Source organism: Streptomyces sp. bgisy100, assembly GCF_057709105.1.
Window position 1 is genome coordinate 20,722 of record NZ_JBYITE010000043.1, and the last position, 14,547, is coordinate 35,268.

A 14,547-nucleotide genomic window follows, 5' to 3' on the forward strand; every position below is an offset into this window, starting at 1 on the left:
AGCTCCGGTGACCGGACGCGTCCTCGCCGTCGACCAGGGCACCTCGGGCACGAAGGCGCTCGTCCTCTGCCCGGAGCGCGGGGTGATCGGCAGCGGCGCGGCGCCGGTGCGGCCCCGCTACCGGCCCGGCGGCGTGGTCGAGGCCGATCCGGCCGAGCTCCTCTCCTCGGTTGTCGACGCCGGGCGCCGGGCCTTGGCGGACGCCGGCGAACCGGTCGACGCGGTCGGCCTGGCCAACCAGGGGGAGACGGTGCTGGCCTGGGACCCCACCACCGGCACCCCGCTCACCGACGCCGTCGTCTGGCAGGACCGCCGCGCGGAGAGCGTCTGCCACGACCTCGCGGAGCACGCCGAGTCGCTGCGCGCCCGCACCGGACTGCCCCTCGACCCGTACTTCGCCGGGCCGAAGATGGCCTGGATCCGCCGCAGTCTGACGCGCGCCGGCACCGTCACCACCAGTGACGTGTGGCTGATCCACCAGCTGACCGGCGCGTTCGTGACGGACGCCGCCACCGCTGGCCGCACCCAGCTCCTCGACCTCGACCGCGTCGACTGGTCACCGGAGGCGCTGGACGTCTTCGGGCTCGCCGGGGAGCGGCTGCCGCGGATCGTCGACGCGGCCGGCCCCGTCGGCACCACCACCGCGTTCGGCGCCGAGATCCCGCTCACCGGTCTGCTCGTCGACCAGCAGGCGGCGCTGCTCGCCCAGCACGTGACCGGACCGGCCACGGCCAAGTGCACCTACGGCACCGGGGCGTTCCTGCTCGCGCCGACCGGCCCCCGCCCCAGCCGGGGCACCGGCGGCCTGGTCAGCTGTGTCGCCTGGCGGCTCGGCGGGCGCACCGAGTACTGCCTCGACGGGCAGGTCTACACCGCGGCCTCCGCGGTCCGCTGGCTCACCGACCTCGGCGTCGTCTCCGGAGCCGGTGACCTCGACGCGGTCGGCTCCGCCGTACCGGACACCGGCGGCGTCACCTTCGTCCCGGCCCTCGCCGGACTCGCGGCGCCCTGGTGGCGCAGCGACGTGCGGGGCTCGGTGACCGGCCTCGGCCTGGACACCACCGCCGGACATCTGGTGCGCGCGCTCTGCGAAGGGATCGCCGCCCAGGTCGCCGAGCTCGCCGACGCCGTCGCCGCCGACCGGGGAACACCCCTGGCCGCCCTGCGGGTCGACGGCGGTCTCACCCGCTCCGCGCTGCTCATGCAGACCCAGGCCGACCTGCTGCAATGTCCCGTCGAGGTGTCCGCCGTTCCGGATGTGACGGCGCTGGGCGTGGGGGCGCTCGCCCGGATGGGACTGGACCCCGGCCTCCCGCTTCACCGGGCCCTGCCGCCGCGGGCACCGACCACCGTCTACGAACCACGGATCGGCGCCGACCGGGCCGCCGAACGCCGGAGCGCCTTCCGGGCGGCGGTGGCGGCGCTGCTGGACGGGCCCGCACCACCGCCCGCCGCGCCGCACTGACCGGCCACCCACCAGGGGGAGCCCGTCGACGCAGGCTCAGCGGACGCACCGGAAGTCCGCCGGGCCCGCCGCGCCCCGCCCCGCCCCGGCCGAACCGCCGGAGCAATCGACTCCCCGTGGAACGCGGCTCATGGAAAGCAGCCACCGAAACGCAGCCACCGAAACGCAGCCACCACAACACAGCCACCACAACACAGCCACCACAACGCAGCCACCGAAACGCAGCCTCGCTGAGCAAAGGACGCGCATGAGCGTGACGACCACCGGCCCGCTGCCGGACGAGGTCCACGACGTGGCCATCATCGGCGCCGGAGTGGTCGGCGCGGCCATCGCCCGCGAACTGGCCCGCTACCGGCTGCGCATCGCCGTCGTCGAGGCCTCGGACGACATCGGCAACGGCACCTCGAAGGCCAACACCGCCATCCTGCATACCGGGTTCGACGCCACCCCCGGCACCCTGGAGGCCGGGCTGGTCCGCGACGGCCACCGGCGGCTGACCGGATACGCCGCGGAGGTCGGCATTCCGGTGGAACGGCTCGGTGCCCTGCTCGTCGCCTGGGACGACGAGCAACTCGCCGCGCTGCCCGCACTCGCCGCCAAGGCCGGGCGCAACGGCTGCCACGACACCCGGCTCATCGGCGCGGAGGAACTGCGCCGCCGCGAGCCGCACCTCGGGCCGGGAGCCCTCGGTGCCCTGGACGTGCCCGGCGAGAGCATCATCTGTCCCTGGACGACGACGCTCGCCTACGCCACCCAGGCCGTCCGCAGCGGAGCCGGTCTGCACCTCAACTGCCGGGTGGACACCGTCACCACCGGCCCCGCGGGCCACCAGGAGCTCGGCACCACGCGCGGGGTGCTGCGCACCCGCCATCTGGTCAACGCAGCCGGTCTGCACGCCGACGACGTCGACCGGATGTGCGGGCACGACGACTTCACCGTGACGCCGCGGCGCGGCCAGCTCATGGTGTTCGACACCTTCGCCCGCGCCCTCGTCGACCACATCCTGCTGCCCGTGCCCACCGAACGCGGCAAGGGGGTGCTGGTCACGCCGACCGTGTACGGCAACGTCCTGCTGGGACCGACCGCGGAGGACCTCGACGACAAGACGGCCACCGGTACGTCGTCCGACGGACTGGCGTTCCTGCGGGAGCGCGGCGCACGGATCCTGCCCGCCCTGCTCGACGAGGAGATCACCGCGGTCTACGCCGGACTGCGCGCCGCCACCGGGCAGGAGGACTACCGGATCCGGGCCCACCCCGGGGAGCGCCGGGTCACCGTCGGCGGCATCCGCTCCACCGGCCTCACCGCCTCGATGGCGATCGCCGCGCACGTCGTGGAACTGCTCGCCGCGACGGGCCTCGACCCGGGCACCGCCCACGAACCGGCGCCGCTGCGGATGCCGAACATCGGCGAGGCCTTCCCCCGCCCGTACCAGCGCGCCGAACTGATCGCCGCCGACCCGGAGTACGGCACCCTGGTCTGCCACTGCGAGCGGGTGTCCCGGGGCGAGATCCGCGACGCCCTCGTCAGTACGGTCCCGCCCGGCTCGGTCGCCGGGCTCCGGCGCCGCACCCGGGCCATGAGCGGCAGGTGCCAGGGCTACCACTGCGGCGCCACCGTGCAGGCGCTGTTCGCCCGGGGCGGCGGTCCGGGCCCCGGGCCTGCCGCCCCCGCGTCCCCGCACTCCCCGGGCTCCCCGCACTCTCCGCACTCTCCGGATTCCCCGGACTCCCCACGAACGAGGACCCCGTCATGACGGCCGACCCGCCTCCCGCCATTGCCGGAGCGTCACCCACCGCCGGAGCGTCACCCACCGCCGCCGGTCCGCTCCGGCGCAGCGTGGACGTCCTGGTCATCGGCGCCGGACCGGCCGGGCTGACCGCGGCCGCCCGGCTCGCCGCCGCGGGCGCCGGGCGCGTGGAGGTCGTCGACCGGGAGCCGCACCCCGGCGGGCTCACCCGCCACTGCCGTCACCGCGGATTCGGCCTGAGCGACCTGCACCGGCTGCTGACCGGCCCCGACTACGCCCGGCACCTGGCCGACGCGGCCGTCCGCGCCGGCGCCGTCCTGCGCACCGGGGTCGGCGTCACCGGCTGGGCGGGCCCGCTCACCGCGGCCACCACCGGTCCGGCCGGACCGGAACGCCTCACGGCACGGGCCGTCGTCCTCGCCACCGGCGCCCGGGAACGGCCCCGCAGCGCACGGCTGGTCCCGGGCACCCGCCCCGCGGGCGTCCTCAGCAATGGCCAGGCCTTGCGGTCCCTGCCCGGTGAACAGCGGTCCCTGCACGAGGAACTGCTGTCCCTGCCCGGTGGACTGCGGTCCCTGCCCGGTGAACAGCGCGGCACGGTCGGCCGCCGCGCCGTCGTCGTCGGCGCCGGGCCGTCCGGCCGTGCCACGGCGCTCGCCCTGCGCCGGGCCGGGACCGAAGTGGCCGCGCTCGTCACCGACTTGCCCCACCATCGGACCTCCTGGGCACAGACCGTCCCGTCCCCGCCGGTCCGGGGGATCCCGCTGCTCGCCGACACCACCGTGACCGGACTCCACGGCCGGGACCGGGTGGAGGCCATCGGACTCCGGCACCGCGACGGACGGACCGTGACGCTCCGCTGCGACACGGTGGTGTTCACCGGCGACTGGATCCCCGAACACGAACTGGCCCGGACCGGCGGCATCTCCCTCGCACCGGGCTCCCGCGGGCCGTCCGCCGACACCGCGTTCCGCACCTCCGAGCCCGGGGTCTTCGCGGTGGGCACCCTGCTGCGCCCCGGCGAGTCCGCCGGTACCGCCGTGCGGGACGGCGCGCTCGTCGCGGAACCCGTGCTCCGCCACCTGGCCGACGGGGGATGGCTGCCCACCCGGGTGTCCGTGCTGGCCGAGGCACCGCTCGCCTGGGTCGCCCCCGACCGGATCGGCCCGGTGAACTCCCTCTCCGCGCAGGGGAGGTTCAGCCTGGAACCGGCAGAACCGCTCGTCCGGCCGCGGCTGATCGTGCGGCAGGACGGCCGGACTCTGCACCGGCAGCGTGTGTGGGAAACCGCCGTGCCCGGGCGGCCGGTGCGGCTCTCCGCGGCATGGTGCGGACGGGCCGTGGCCCACGGGGGGCCGGTGCTGGTCTCCGTCGGGTGAACGGTGGCCCGTGGGAGGACGGGATGCCGGCGGGGCCGGGGTGGACGTCACGGAGAATCCCGCCCCTGTCCTGAACGGCAGGCGCCCGGACCGCCGGCCGGGACCGCCGGCCGGTGCGATGGGCCGACGGCGGGGACGAGCGGGCCCGGTGCGGACGTCTGGCGGCCGCACCGCCGGGAGACGGCCCCGGTACGGCCGCCCGGCCTCGCTCATCGTCCGGAGACGGCCCCGCCCGGCCGCCCCGGCGCCGCTCACCGCCCCGAAATGACCCCCGCCAGCCGGGCGAACGCGGAGGTGTGCGGCAGGCCGGCGCTCTCCCGCCGGTCCGCGGCCCGGAACAGGGCGTGGATCAGATGAACCCCCGCCCACCGCAGCGGCTCCGGCTCCCAGGGCCGCACCTGCCGCCCGACCCAGGGCAGCGCGGTCAGTTCGGTGTCCTGCCGCAGCAGGAGGTCCCGCAGCGTACGGCCCGCCAGGTTGGACGTCGTCACCCCACTGCCCACGTACCCTCCGGCCCACCCCAGACCGGTGGTGTGGTCCAGCCGGACCGTGGAGCACCAGTCCCGCGGCACGCCCAGAACACCGCACCACGCGTGCTCCACGGCGGAGTCCGCGGCGGGCGGGAAGAGCGTGACGAGCGCGCGCCACAGGGCGTCCACGGTCTGCGGCCGGGTGACGCCCCCGGTGTCCGTGCGCGAACCGAAGCGGTACGGAACTCCCCGGCCGCCGAGGGCGATCCGGCCGTCCGCCGTGCGCTGGGCGTAGATGTAGGCGTGGGCCGTGTCGCCGAGCACCTCCCGGTTCCGCCAGCCGATCCGCTCCCACACCGCGTCGGACAGCGGCTCGGTGACGATCATCGAGCTGTTCATCGGCAGCCACTGACGGCGCAGTCCGGCGATGTTCGCGCTGAACCCCTCCGTCGCCCGGATCACGTAGTCGGCGGTCACCCTGCCCCGGTCGGTGCGGGCGACGGCCCGCCCTCCGGCGTTGCGGGGGAGGATCTCGGTGACCGTGGTGCCCTCCAGGATGTCGACTCCGCGGGCGGCCACCGCCCGGGCCAGCCCCGACGCCAGCGCCGCGGGCTGGACGGCGGCGGCGTGCGGTGTCCAGGCGGCCGCGGACGCCCCCGCCACCGGCACCCGCTCCGCCCGTTCCGTCGCGTCGAGCAACCGCAGGTCCGCCTCCGTGAAGCCCCAGTCGCGCTGGTCCTCGACAGCGGCCAGCAGCCGAGCCTGCTGCGCGGGGCCGACCGCGACGCGCAGCATGCCGCCCTTGTGGATGCCCGCGTCGATGCCCTCGGCGTGCGCCACCGAGATCACCTCGTCGACGGACCGGAACAGGGTGCGCTGCATCTCCCGCACCGCGGGCCGGCCGTGCTGCGCGGCATAGCGCTCCCGGGCCCCGGCGAAGCCGTGGTAGAGCCAGCCGCCGTTCCGTCCGGAGGCGCCGAATCCCGCGAACTCCCGCTCCAGCACGGCGATCCGCAGACCGGGCCGGTCCCGGGCGAGGTAGTACGCGGTCCACAGACCGGTGTAGCCGCCGCCGACGATCGCCACGTCGTAGTCGCGGTCCCCGGGCAGGGCGGGCCGGCGCCCGGGCGGGCCGCCGTCCCGGTACCAGAAGGAGACACCGCCGTTGACGAAGCCGTCCGTCAACGGTGCCGTACGAGGTGAGGTCCGGCCGTGGTTCATCCGAAGGGCTCCGCATTCCCGGTGGTCGCAGACCGTTCAGGGTAGGCGGTGCCGGCCCGGCCCGCACACCCCGATCGGGTACCGGAACACCGGCCGGCCGGACACCCCGTCGGTGCCGTGCGGCGGAGGAACGGCGACCGGCTCCGGCCTGCCGCGTCCTTGGGCGGGCGCGGTTCTCCACGGGCGCGGTTCCCGCAGGGCCACGAGCGGCGCAGCTCACGGGCCGCGCCCTGGGCGGGCTGATCGCGCTCTGACAGAATGCGGGTGTTCACGAGGCTGCGGAACCCGGGAAGCCGGTGCGACTCCGGCACGGTCCCGCCACTGTGACCGGGAAGCCGCTTAGAACGGGTGGTGTGCCGCACGGCGCACCGCTCCGGGACGGGCCGCTCCTCGGGAGTCAGACACCGGACTGCCGCCTTCAGCACCGACCAGGGGACGCGGATCCCCCGGAGGAGGCATGCATGTCCCGGTTCCCGGGGTCACTGCGCGTCCGGACCGTCGCGGCGGCTCTGCTGCTGCTCCCGCTCACCGGCTGCGGCCTCGCGCCCACGGCCGGCCGGCCCGCCGACGACCGGCCCGCCAACGGCCGTTCCGCCGCCGCGAAGGGCTTCCCGTACACCGTCACCAACTGCGGTGTGAAGACGACGTTCACGGCTCCGCCGAAGCGGGCCGTCACCCTGAACCAGCACTCCACCGAGGTCATGCTCGCCCTGGGCCTGGAGAAGCGCCTGGCCGGCACCGCCTACCTCGACGACCGGGTGCTGCCCCGCTTCCGGGACGCCTACCGGGGCGTCGACGTCCTGGCCGACAAGTACCCCTCGTACGAGAAGCTGCTCGCCGCCGGACCCGACTTCGTCTACGGCGGCTACGCCAGCGCCTTCGACAAGAGCGAGGGCCGGGACCGTGGTTCGCTGGAGAAGAGCGGGGTGCGCACCCGGCTCAACATCGAGAGCTGCGGCCGCGGCCCGGTGCGGATGGACCGGCTGCGGCAGGAGATCCGCGAGACCGCGCGCACCTTCGGCGTCCCCGAGCGGGCCGACGCCCTCCTGGCCCGCCAGGACCGGCAACTCGCGGCCACGGCGAAGCGGTTGAAGGGTGCGGACCGGCCCTCCGTCCTCGTCTACGACAGCGGCGACAGCGCGGCGTTCACCGCGGGCGGCAAGGGCATCGGCAACGAGATCGTCCGCCTCGCCGGCGGCCGGAACGTCTTCGCCGGCCTCGACCGCACCTTCGGCGACGTCTCCTGGGAGAAGGTCGTCCAGCGCCGGCCCGAAGTGATCGTGATCTACGACTACGGCGGCACCCCGGTGGCGGCGAAGAAGAAGCGGCTCCTTCAGGACCCGGCGCTCGCCGACGTCCCGGCGATCCGGAACAAGCGCTTCGCGGTGCTGCCGCTGTCCTCCGCCGTGCTCGGCGTGCGGGTGCCCGAGGCGGTCGACTCGCTGGCCCGGCAGCTCCACCCCGGACACGGCGGTTAGGGCGGTGCTCCGCCGAATACCGCGGACCCCGGCGGGCCGGCTCCGCTGCTCCCTCGTCCTCGCCGGGCTCGCGGCCGTGCTCGCCGCGGCGGCGGTCGCCGGGCTCGCCCTGGGCCCCGTCCGGATCCCCGCCGGTGATGTGCTGCGCATCCTCGCCGGGGACACCGGGGCCGGCCCGTTCACCACGATCGTGCGCGACGTCCGGCTGCCGCGGGTCCTGCTCGGCGCCGTCGTCGGCGCCGGACTCGCCGTCGTCGGGACCGTCCTCCAGGCCCTGGTCCGCAACCCGGTGGCCGACCCCTTCCTCCTCGGCATCTCCTCGGGCGCCTCGACCGGCGCGGTCCTCGTGGTGGTGCTCGGTCTCGGCGCGGGAGCGACGACCGTGGCCCTGCCGGCCGGTGCCTTCGTGGGGTCGCTCGGCGCCCTCGTCGCCGTCTACGCCATGGCCCGCCGCGGCGGGACGATGACCACCGGCCGGCTGGTCCTGGCCGGGGTGGCCGTGCAGTACATCCTCTCCGCCCTCACCAGCCTGGTGCTCGTCACCGCCGCCGAGGCCGAACACCTGCGGGCCGTGCTGTTCTGGACCCTCGGCGGCCTCGGCGGCGCCCGCTGGGACGCACTGCTCCTGCCCGCGGTCGCTCTCGCCGTCGGCACCGCCGTGCTGATGGCCCTGGCCCGGCCGCTCGACCTGCTGCTCGTCGGCGAGGAGGGGGCCACCGTCCTGGGGCTGGACACCGGGCGGTTCCGGGCGGCGGTGTTCGTGCTCGCCTCGCTGGTCACCGGGGTCCTCGTGGCCGTCAGCGGAGCCATCGGCTTCGTCGGCCTGGTGGTGCCGCACGCCGCCCGGATGGCCGTCGGGGCCGGACACCGCGCCCTGCTCCCGGTGTCGGCCCTCGGTGGCGCCGCCTTCCTGGTCCTCGCCGATCTGCTGGCCCGGACGGTCGCCGCCCCGGCCGAGGTCCCCGTGGGCGTGCTCACCGCCCTGGCCGGCGGCCCCTGTTTCCTGTGGCTGCTGCGCCGCAGCTCCCGTACCGAAGGGATCACCGGATGAGCGCCCGGACTCCGGCGCCCGCGGAACTGCGGGCCGAGGCCGTCTCCTTCCGCGTCGGCGGCGCGCCCGACGGGCGTCCGATCCTGGACGACGTCGACATCGAGGCCCGGCCGGGGGAGACCGTGGGCCTGGTCGGCCCCAACGGCAGCGGCAAGACGACCCTGCTGCGGTGCGTCTACGGCACGCTGCGGCCCACAGCGGGCCGCATCCTCCTCGACGGCCGGGACGTGACGGAGCTCGGCACCAAGCGGCGGGCCCAGCGCATCGCCACCGTCCCGCAGGACGCCGGTGCCGTCTTCGGGCTGACGGTCCGCGACCTGGTCGCCATGGGCAGATCCCCGCACAAGCGCTTCTGGGAGACCGACACCGCCGACGACACCGCCCGGGTGCGGGACGCCCTGGTCCGGGTCGGCGCGGACGGCCTGGCGGACCGGCACGTCGAGGAACTCTCCGGCGGCGAGCGCCAACGCGCCCTCGTCGCACGGGCCCTGGTCCAGGACCCGGCGCTGCTCGTTCTGGACGAGCCCACCAACCACCTCGACATCCGACACCAGTTGGAGGTCCTCTCCCTGGTCCGCGCCCTCGGCACCACGAACCTGCTGGCCCTGCACGACCTCAACCTCGCCGCGTACTACTGCGACCGGATCCACGTACTGGCCGAGGGCCGGGTGGTGGCCTGCGGCCCGCCCGCGGCCGTGCTGACGGAGGACATGCTGGCCGAGGTCTACGGGGTGCGCGCGGAGGTGGGCGTCCACCCGGTGACCGGCGCACCGACGGTTCTCTACCTGCCGCCGGAGACCGAACACCGGGCCGAAGCTCGGGCCGAACACCGGGCCGGTGACCGGGAGACGGCCCGGGGCGGGAAGGCCGCGCCGGTCGCCGGTATGCGGCGTACTCCCGCGTCGGGGGCGGCCACGGGCGGGCAGGCGTGAGCGCGCCGGCCCCCGAAGCGGCCGCGCACGGGCCGCGTTACGCCCTGGGCCACGTCTCGCAGGCCACCGGCCCGGACCTGCTGCCCGCGGACCGGCTGCTGGACCCCGGAAGCCCGGAGCTGGACCGGCTGCTGACCGGCGAGTACGAGGGGAGCGGCCACCGCACCGCCCACGCCGCGGCGCTGACCCTGATCGCCGTCTACGCGGGCCGGGTCACCGCGGCGGCCGTACTCCAATGGGCCCTGGACGGACGGGTTCCGGACCTGCGGGCGGAGAACGTCCTGGTGCGGCCGTCGGGGCACGGCATCGGCGGCGTGTGGCTGCGCCGGAACCGGATGCTGACCGGGGCCGCGACGGCGGTTCTGCCGGCGACGGCGGACCGGCCGGGTGCGGTGTCCGCGGAGGCGACACCGGCTACACCCTGCGGACACGTCCAGGCGACTGCCGGAGACCGGGCGCCCGCCCGGCCCCGCCCGGATTCCTCCCCCTGCCCGGCGTGCTTCCGGGCCGCCACCCTGCCGCTGCTCCACCGGGCCGTCCTGGACGAACACTTGCTGCCGCTCGCGGATGCCCTGCACCGGCGCACCCGGGCCGGGCTGCGCCAGTTGCGCGGCGGGGTGGCCCACGGCTGCGCCACCGCGCTCTGCGCCTCGCAGGCCGACCCGAGCGAACTGGCCCTGCGCTGGGACGAGTTCAGTGCGACCGCGCCCGGCGGTATCGGGCACCTCGGGGAGGTGGCCCGGGTGAGGCGCCCCGACGGAACCCCGCGGCTGGTCTATCTCCGGCGCACCTGCTGTCTCTACTACACCAGCGCCGAGGCGGTCCGCTGCGCGAGCTGCTGCCTGACCGGCCGGGCGGAACGGCTGCGGGCCTACGCCGCCAGAGCGTGACCACGCCCGGCACCCGCGCCGACCCGTACCGACCCTCCGGGATCGGCCCCCCGATCCGCACCGCCCCTCCCGGATCCGCCCCCCCCGATCCGCAACGCCCCCCGCCCCGCACCGACGACGGCCGCCGCGAACCCACACCCCGCCCGGCACCACCGTGAGCGTGGGCCTCGCCGACCACGGCACGGAGGTGGAGCTCCAGGTGGCGGACGACGGGCCGGGCGTGCCCGAGGAACTCCAGTCCGAGATCTTCGACCGGTTCGTCCGCTCCGACGACGGCCGGGCGCGGACCGCGGGCGGCACCGGACTGGGGCTGGCCATCACCCACGCGGTCGCCGCCGCGCACCACGGCCGCGTCGAACTCGACAGCCGGCCGGGCCGCACGGTCTTCCGGGTGACGGTGCCCCGTGGCCGGGAGCCGGACGGCTCCGCGGCAGCCCCGGACGACTCGGCGGTCCTTCGGGCCGGGGGCGGCCGGGGAGCCTGAGCGGGGGACGCGGCGCACCGGGAACGGCAAGGGCACCGGACCCGGGCCCGCACGTGCGGCCACTCCGCCGCGCATCCGGGGGCATTCCACCGGCGGACGCACCCCGACGGGTGTGTCCCGGACTCCCGGCGGGAGACCGGGGCGGCGACGAGACATGCATGACCGGGACGGAATGTCCGCGCGCGACGAGAGGTGCCCGCCCATGACCCACCCCGACCGGCGCTCCGCGCTGCGGCTGTTCGTTCTCTCGGGGTCGTCCCGGGCGGGATCGGTGAACGCCCGGCTGGCGGCCCTGGTCGCCGCGCTCGTGACCCGGGCCGGAGTCACGGCCGACCTCGCCCGGCTCCGGGACTTCCCCATGCCCACCTACGACGGGGATCACGAGGCCGCCGACGGTCCGCCCGAGGGCGCCGCCGCGCTCCGCGACCGGATCGAGGCCGCCCAGGCGCTGGTCATCGCCTCGCCCGAGTACAACGCGTCCATGCCGGGCGCGCTGAAGAACGCCGTCGACTGGGTGTCACGGTTCCGGCCGCAGCCGTTCAAGGACAAACAGGCGCTGCTCGTCTCGGCGTCACCGTCCACGGTGGGCGGAAACCGCGGACTGTGGTCCCTGCGCGTCCCGCTGGAGCACCTCGGGGCCCGGGTCTACCCCGACATGTTCAGCCTCGCCCAGGCCCATCAGGGCTTCGACGAGGACGGCGGACTGAAGGACCGGGACCTCCAGGCGCGGTTGTCCGACACCGTGGACTCCTTCCTCGACCTGGTCGAGGCGGACACGCTGTACCCCTGTCTGCAGCACCGCTGGTACGAGTTCCTCGGTGACCGGACGAGCGCCCCCGTCACCCAGCGCGCCGAGTGACGCCACTGCCCCGCGCCCCGCGGAGCACCCACCGGCCGTCCGATGACTCCCGGCCGGACCCGCCACGGGCGGTGCCACCGTCGTGGCCGGCGCCTCGCCGTGCCCGTTCCGCGCAGGTCACGGGTGGTGGCGCACCCGGTGTGCGAGCAGGGTGATGCGGGCCCCGGCGGTGTCCGGACGTTCCCCGGTCAGTAGAGTCGGCACGCCCCCACAGGGCCCAGCCCTGCCCGATTCTCCGAGGTGTCCCCGGCGTGAGCTCCGAACTGTCCGCCCCGTCCGAACCGACCCGCCCCGTGACCGTCGTGGGCATCGGAGCGGACGGCTGGAACGGCCTCCCCGCGGCCTCCCGGCGGGCGCTGGCCGAGGCCGGGGTACTGATCGGCGGCCCGCGTCAGCTGGACCTGCTGCCCGCGGAGTGCGCCGGTGAGCGGGTGGCCTGGCCCTCGCCCCTGCGCCCCGCCGTCCCCGGGCTGATCGCCGCCCACGAGGAACGCGGCATCGCGGTCCTGGCCAGCGGCGATCCGATGTTCTTCGGTATCGGCCGGGCCCTGGCGGAGGAGCTGGGGCCGGACCGGCTGCGGGTCCTGCCGCACCCCTCGTCCGTCTCCCACGCGTGTGCCCGGCTCGGCTGGGCGCTGGAGGGGACCGAGGTCATCAGCCTGGTGGGCCGGCCCGCCGCCGCCCTGACCGCCGTGCTCCACCCCCGCCGCCGGCTGCTGGTGCTCAGCGCCGGTGCGGACACCCCCGCCGAGGTGGCCGCGCTGCTGACCGCGCGGGGCTTCGGCCCCAGCCGGATGCAGGTGCTGGAACAGCTCGGCGGGGAGCGGGAGCACCGCACCGAGGGGCGGGCCGACACCTGGCGGCACCCGCCCGGCGATCCGCTCAATGTGATCGCCGTGGAGTGCCGGCGCGCCGACGGCGCCACGCGGCTGGGCACCGTGCCCGGGCTGCCGGACGCGGCGTACGAGCACGACGGCCAGCTGACCAAGCGCCATGTGCGGGCGGCGACGCTCGCCGCACTCGCTCCCGAACCCGGCGAACTGCTGTGGGACATCGGCGGCGGCTCCGGCAGCATCGCCGTCGAGTGGATGCGGGCGCACCGTACCTGCCGGGCCGTCACCGTCGAACGCGACCCCGTACGGGCCGAACGCATCGGGCGCAACGCCGAGGCCCTCGGCGTCCCCGGGCTGCGCGTCGTCACCGGCGCGGCCCCGGCCGCCCTCGCCGGACTCCCCGTGCCGGACGCGGTGTTCGTGGGCGGCGGCCTCACCGCCCCGGGCCTGCTGGAGGAGGCCTGGGCCGCGCTGCCGCCGGGCGGGCGGCTGGTCGTCAACACCGTGACCCTGGAGTCCGAGGCGCTGCTCACCCAGTGGTACCGGCGGCACGGCGGCGAACTGGTCCGCCTCGCGGTGGCCCACGCGGTACCGGTGGGCGGCTTCACCGGGTGGCGGCAGGCGATGCCGGTCACCCAGTGGGCAGCCGTCAAGCCCGCGCCCGGCGACGACCCGGCGGAAGCCGACGCGGACCGGGTGCCCGCCCGGCCCGGGCCCTCGGGCCCGCTCGAACCGGCCGGCCCCCGCGATCCGGCCGGCCCGGGCGAACCGCCCCACGCCCCGGCCCCGTCCGGAGCAGCCCGAGCAGCCCGAGCAGCCCGAGCAGCCCGAGCAGCAGAGGCAGCCGAGGCAGCTGAAACAGCCGCCCCAGCCGACCCGTCCGACCGAGGAGAACGACGATGACGGTGTACTTCATCGGTGCCGGGCCCGGCGCCGCCGACCTGATCACGCTGCGCGGCCAGCGCACCCTGGCGTCCTGTCAGGTCTGCCTCTACGCGGGCAGCCTGGTGCCCCGGGAACTCCTCGCGGAGTGCCCGCCCGGCGCGCGCCTCATCGACACCGCGCGGCTCGACCTGGACCGGATCACCGCCGAGCTGGTGCGCGCCCACGAGGAGGGGCACGACGTGGCGCGGCTGCACTCCGGCGACCCGTCGGTGTTCAGCGCCGTCGCCGAGCAGATGCGCAGGCTGGACGCGGCCGGGGTGCCGTACGAAGTGGTGCCCGGGGTACCCGCGTTCGCCGCCGCGGCCGCCGCCCTGAAGCGGGAACTCACCGTGCCGACGGTCGGTCAGACGGTGGTCCTCACCCGGATTTCCCAGCAGGCGACCCCGATGCCGGAGGGCGAGGACCTGGCGACCCTGGGCCGCAGCCGGGCGCTGCTCGTCCTGCACCTCGCGGCCCGCTATGTGGACCGGGTCGTGGCGGAACTGCTCCCGCACTACGGCGCCGACTGCCCGGCCGCCGTGGTGGCGATGGCCAGCCGCCCCGACGAACTGGTCCTGCGCGGGCGGCTCGACGGCATCGCCGCCCAGGTCAAGGAGGCCGGTGTGGTCCGCACCGCCGTGATCATGGTGGGACGGACACTGGGCGCCGAGCAGTTCCGGGACAGCCACCTCTACTCGGCCGACCGCGACCGGGCACACCCGCCGTGCGACACCACCGGGGACAGCGGCGCCGTCGGGACCACGGAGACGGCCGGCACCACCGGCACCACCGCGGCGCCGTAACGGCATCC

12 protein-coding genes and 1 riboswitch are annotated in these 14,547 nt (G+C 76.0%); of the genes, 11 read left to right on the forward strand and 1 reads right to left on the reverse strand.

The annotated features are described in order from the left end of the window. The first annotated feature begins 7 nt into the window (after positions 1-7). From AC3EQ1_RS24380 to AC3EQ1_RS24390, 3 genes are all read left to right on the forward strand, one after another. Complete coding sequence (locus tag AC3EQ1_RS24380; RefSeq protein WP_432096469.1) at positions 8-1,465, forward strand: FGGY family carbohydrate kinase; 1,458 nt, start codon at positions 8-10, stop codon at positions 1,463-1,465. A gap of 247 nt (positions 1,466-1,712) precedes the next feature. Continuing rightward, complete coding sequence (locus AC3EQ1_RS24385; RefSeq protein WP_432096470.1) at positions 1,713-3,221, forward strand: NAD(P)/FAD-dependent oxidoreductase; 1,509 nt, start codon at positions 1,713-1,715, stop codon at positions 3,219-3,221. Beyond that, on the forward strand, positions 3,218-4,594 hold the full coding sequence (locus AC3EQ1_RS24390) for an NAD(P)/FAD-dependent oxidoreductase (RefSeq protein WP_432096471.1): 1,377 nt from the start codon (positions 3,218-3,220) through the stop codon (positions 4,592-4,594). Before AC3EQ1_RS24385 ends, AC3EQ1_RS24390 begins: the two co-directional genes overlap by 4 nt. 251 nt (positions 4,595-4,845) lie before the next feature. Here the strand turns inward: AC3EQ1_RS24390 and AC3EQ1_RS24395 are convergent, their stop codons facing one another. Beyond that, on the reverse strand, positions 4,846-6,285 hold the full coding sequence (locus AC3EQ1_RS24395; RefSeq protein ID WP_432096472.1) for an NAD(P)/FAD-dependent oxidoreductase: 1,440 nt from the start codon (positions 6,283-6,285) through the stop codon (positions 4,846-4,848). A 248-nt stretch (positions 6,286-6,533) separates the two neighbouring features. After that, positions 6,534-6,712, forward strand: a riboswitch (cobalamin riboswitch). Between the two features lie 34 nt (positions 6,713-6,746). On the opposite strand from AC3EQ1_RS24395, the gene AC3EQ1_RS24400 reads away from it, so the two are divergent. The 8 genes from AC3EQ1_RS24400 to cobM all read left to right on the forward strand — a co-directional run bounded on the left by AC3EQ1_RS24400 (position 6,747) and on the right by cobM (position 14,539). Beyond that, on the forward strand, positions 6,747-7,763 hold the full coding sequence (locus AC3EQ1_RS24400) for an ABC transporter substrate-binding protein (protein ID WP_432096473.1): 1,017 nt from the start codon (positions 6,747-6,749) through the stop codon (positions 7,761-7,763). Between the two features lie 76 nt (positions 7,764-7,839). Further along, positions 7,840-8,814, forward strand: a complete 975-nt coding sequence (locus AC3EQ1_RS24405) for a FecCD family ABC transporter permease (RefSeq protein ID WP_432096501.1) — start codon at positions 7,840-7,842, stop codon at positions 8,812-8,814. Further along, on the forward strand, positions 8,811-9,746 hold the full coding sequence (locus tag AC3EQ1_RS24410) for an ABC transporter ATP-binding protein (protein ID WP_432096474.1): 936 nt from the start codon (positions 8,811-8,813) through the stop codon (positions 9,744-9,746). Before AC3EQ1_RS24405 ends, AC3EQ1_RS24410 begins: the two co-directional genes overlap by 4 nt. Next, positions 9,743-10,636: a (2Fe-2S)-binding protein gene (locus AC3EQ1_RS24415; protein WP_432096475.1), complete on the forward strand. Its 894-nt coding sequence runs from the start codon at positions 9,743-9,745 to the stop codon at positions 10,634-10,636. The genes AC3EQ1_RS24410 and AC3EQ1_RS24415 overlap by 4 nt, the downstream gene beginning before the upstream one ends. A 73-nt stretch (positions 10,637-10,709) precedes the next feature. Next, the gene (locus AC3EQ1_RS24420; RefSeq protein WP_432096502.1) at positions 10,710-11,120 is read left to right on the forward strand and encodes a sensor histidine kinase; all 411 of its coding nucleotides are present in this window, start codon (positions 10,710-10,712) and stop codon (positions 11,118-11,120) included. A gap of 202 nt (positions 11,121-11,322) precedes the next feature. After that, the gene (locus tag AC3EQ1_RS24425) at positions 11,323-11,979 is read left to right on the forward strand and encodes an NADPH-dependent FMN reductase (protein ID WP_432096476.1); all 657 of its coding nucleotides are present in this window, start codon (positions 11,323-11,325) and stop codon (positions 11,977-11,979) included. Positions 11,980-12,242: 263 nt separating this feature from the next. Then, positions 12,243-13,715 (forward strand): precorrin-6y C5,15-methyltransferase (decarboxylating) subunit CbiE, encoded by a 1,473-nt coding sequence (cbiE, locus tag AC3EQ1_RS24430; RefSeq protein ID WP_432096503.1) that lies wholly within the window; start codon positions 12,243-12,245, stop codon positions 13,713-13,715. Beyond that, positions 13,712-14,539: a precorrin-4 C(11)-methyltransferase gene (cobM, locus tag AC3EQ1_RS24435; protein ID WP_432096477.1), complete on the forward strand. Its 828-nt coding sequence runs from the start codon at positions 13,712-13,714 to the stop codon at positions 14,537-14,539. The genes cbiE and cobM overlap by 4 nt, the downstream gene beginning before the upstream one ends. The last annotated feature ends 8 nt before the right edge of the window (positions 14,540-14,547 follow it).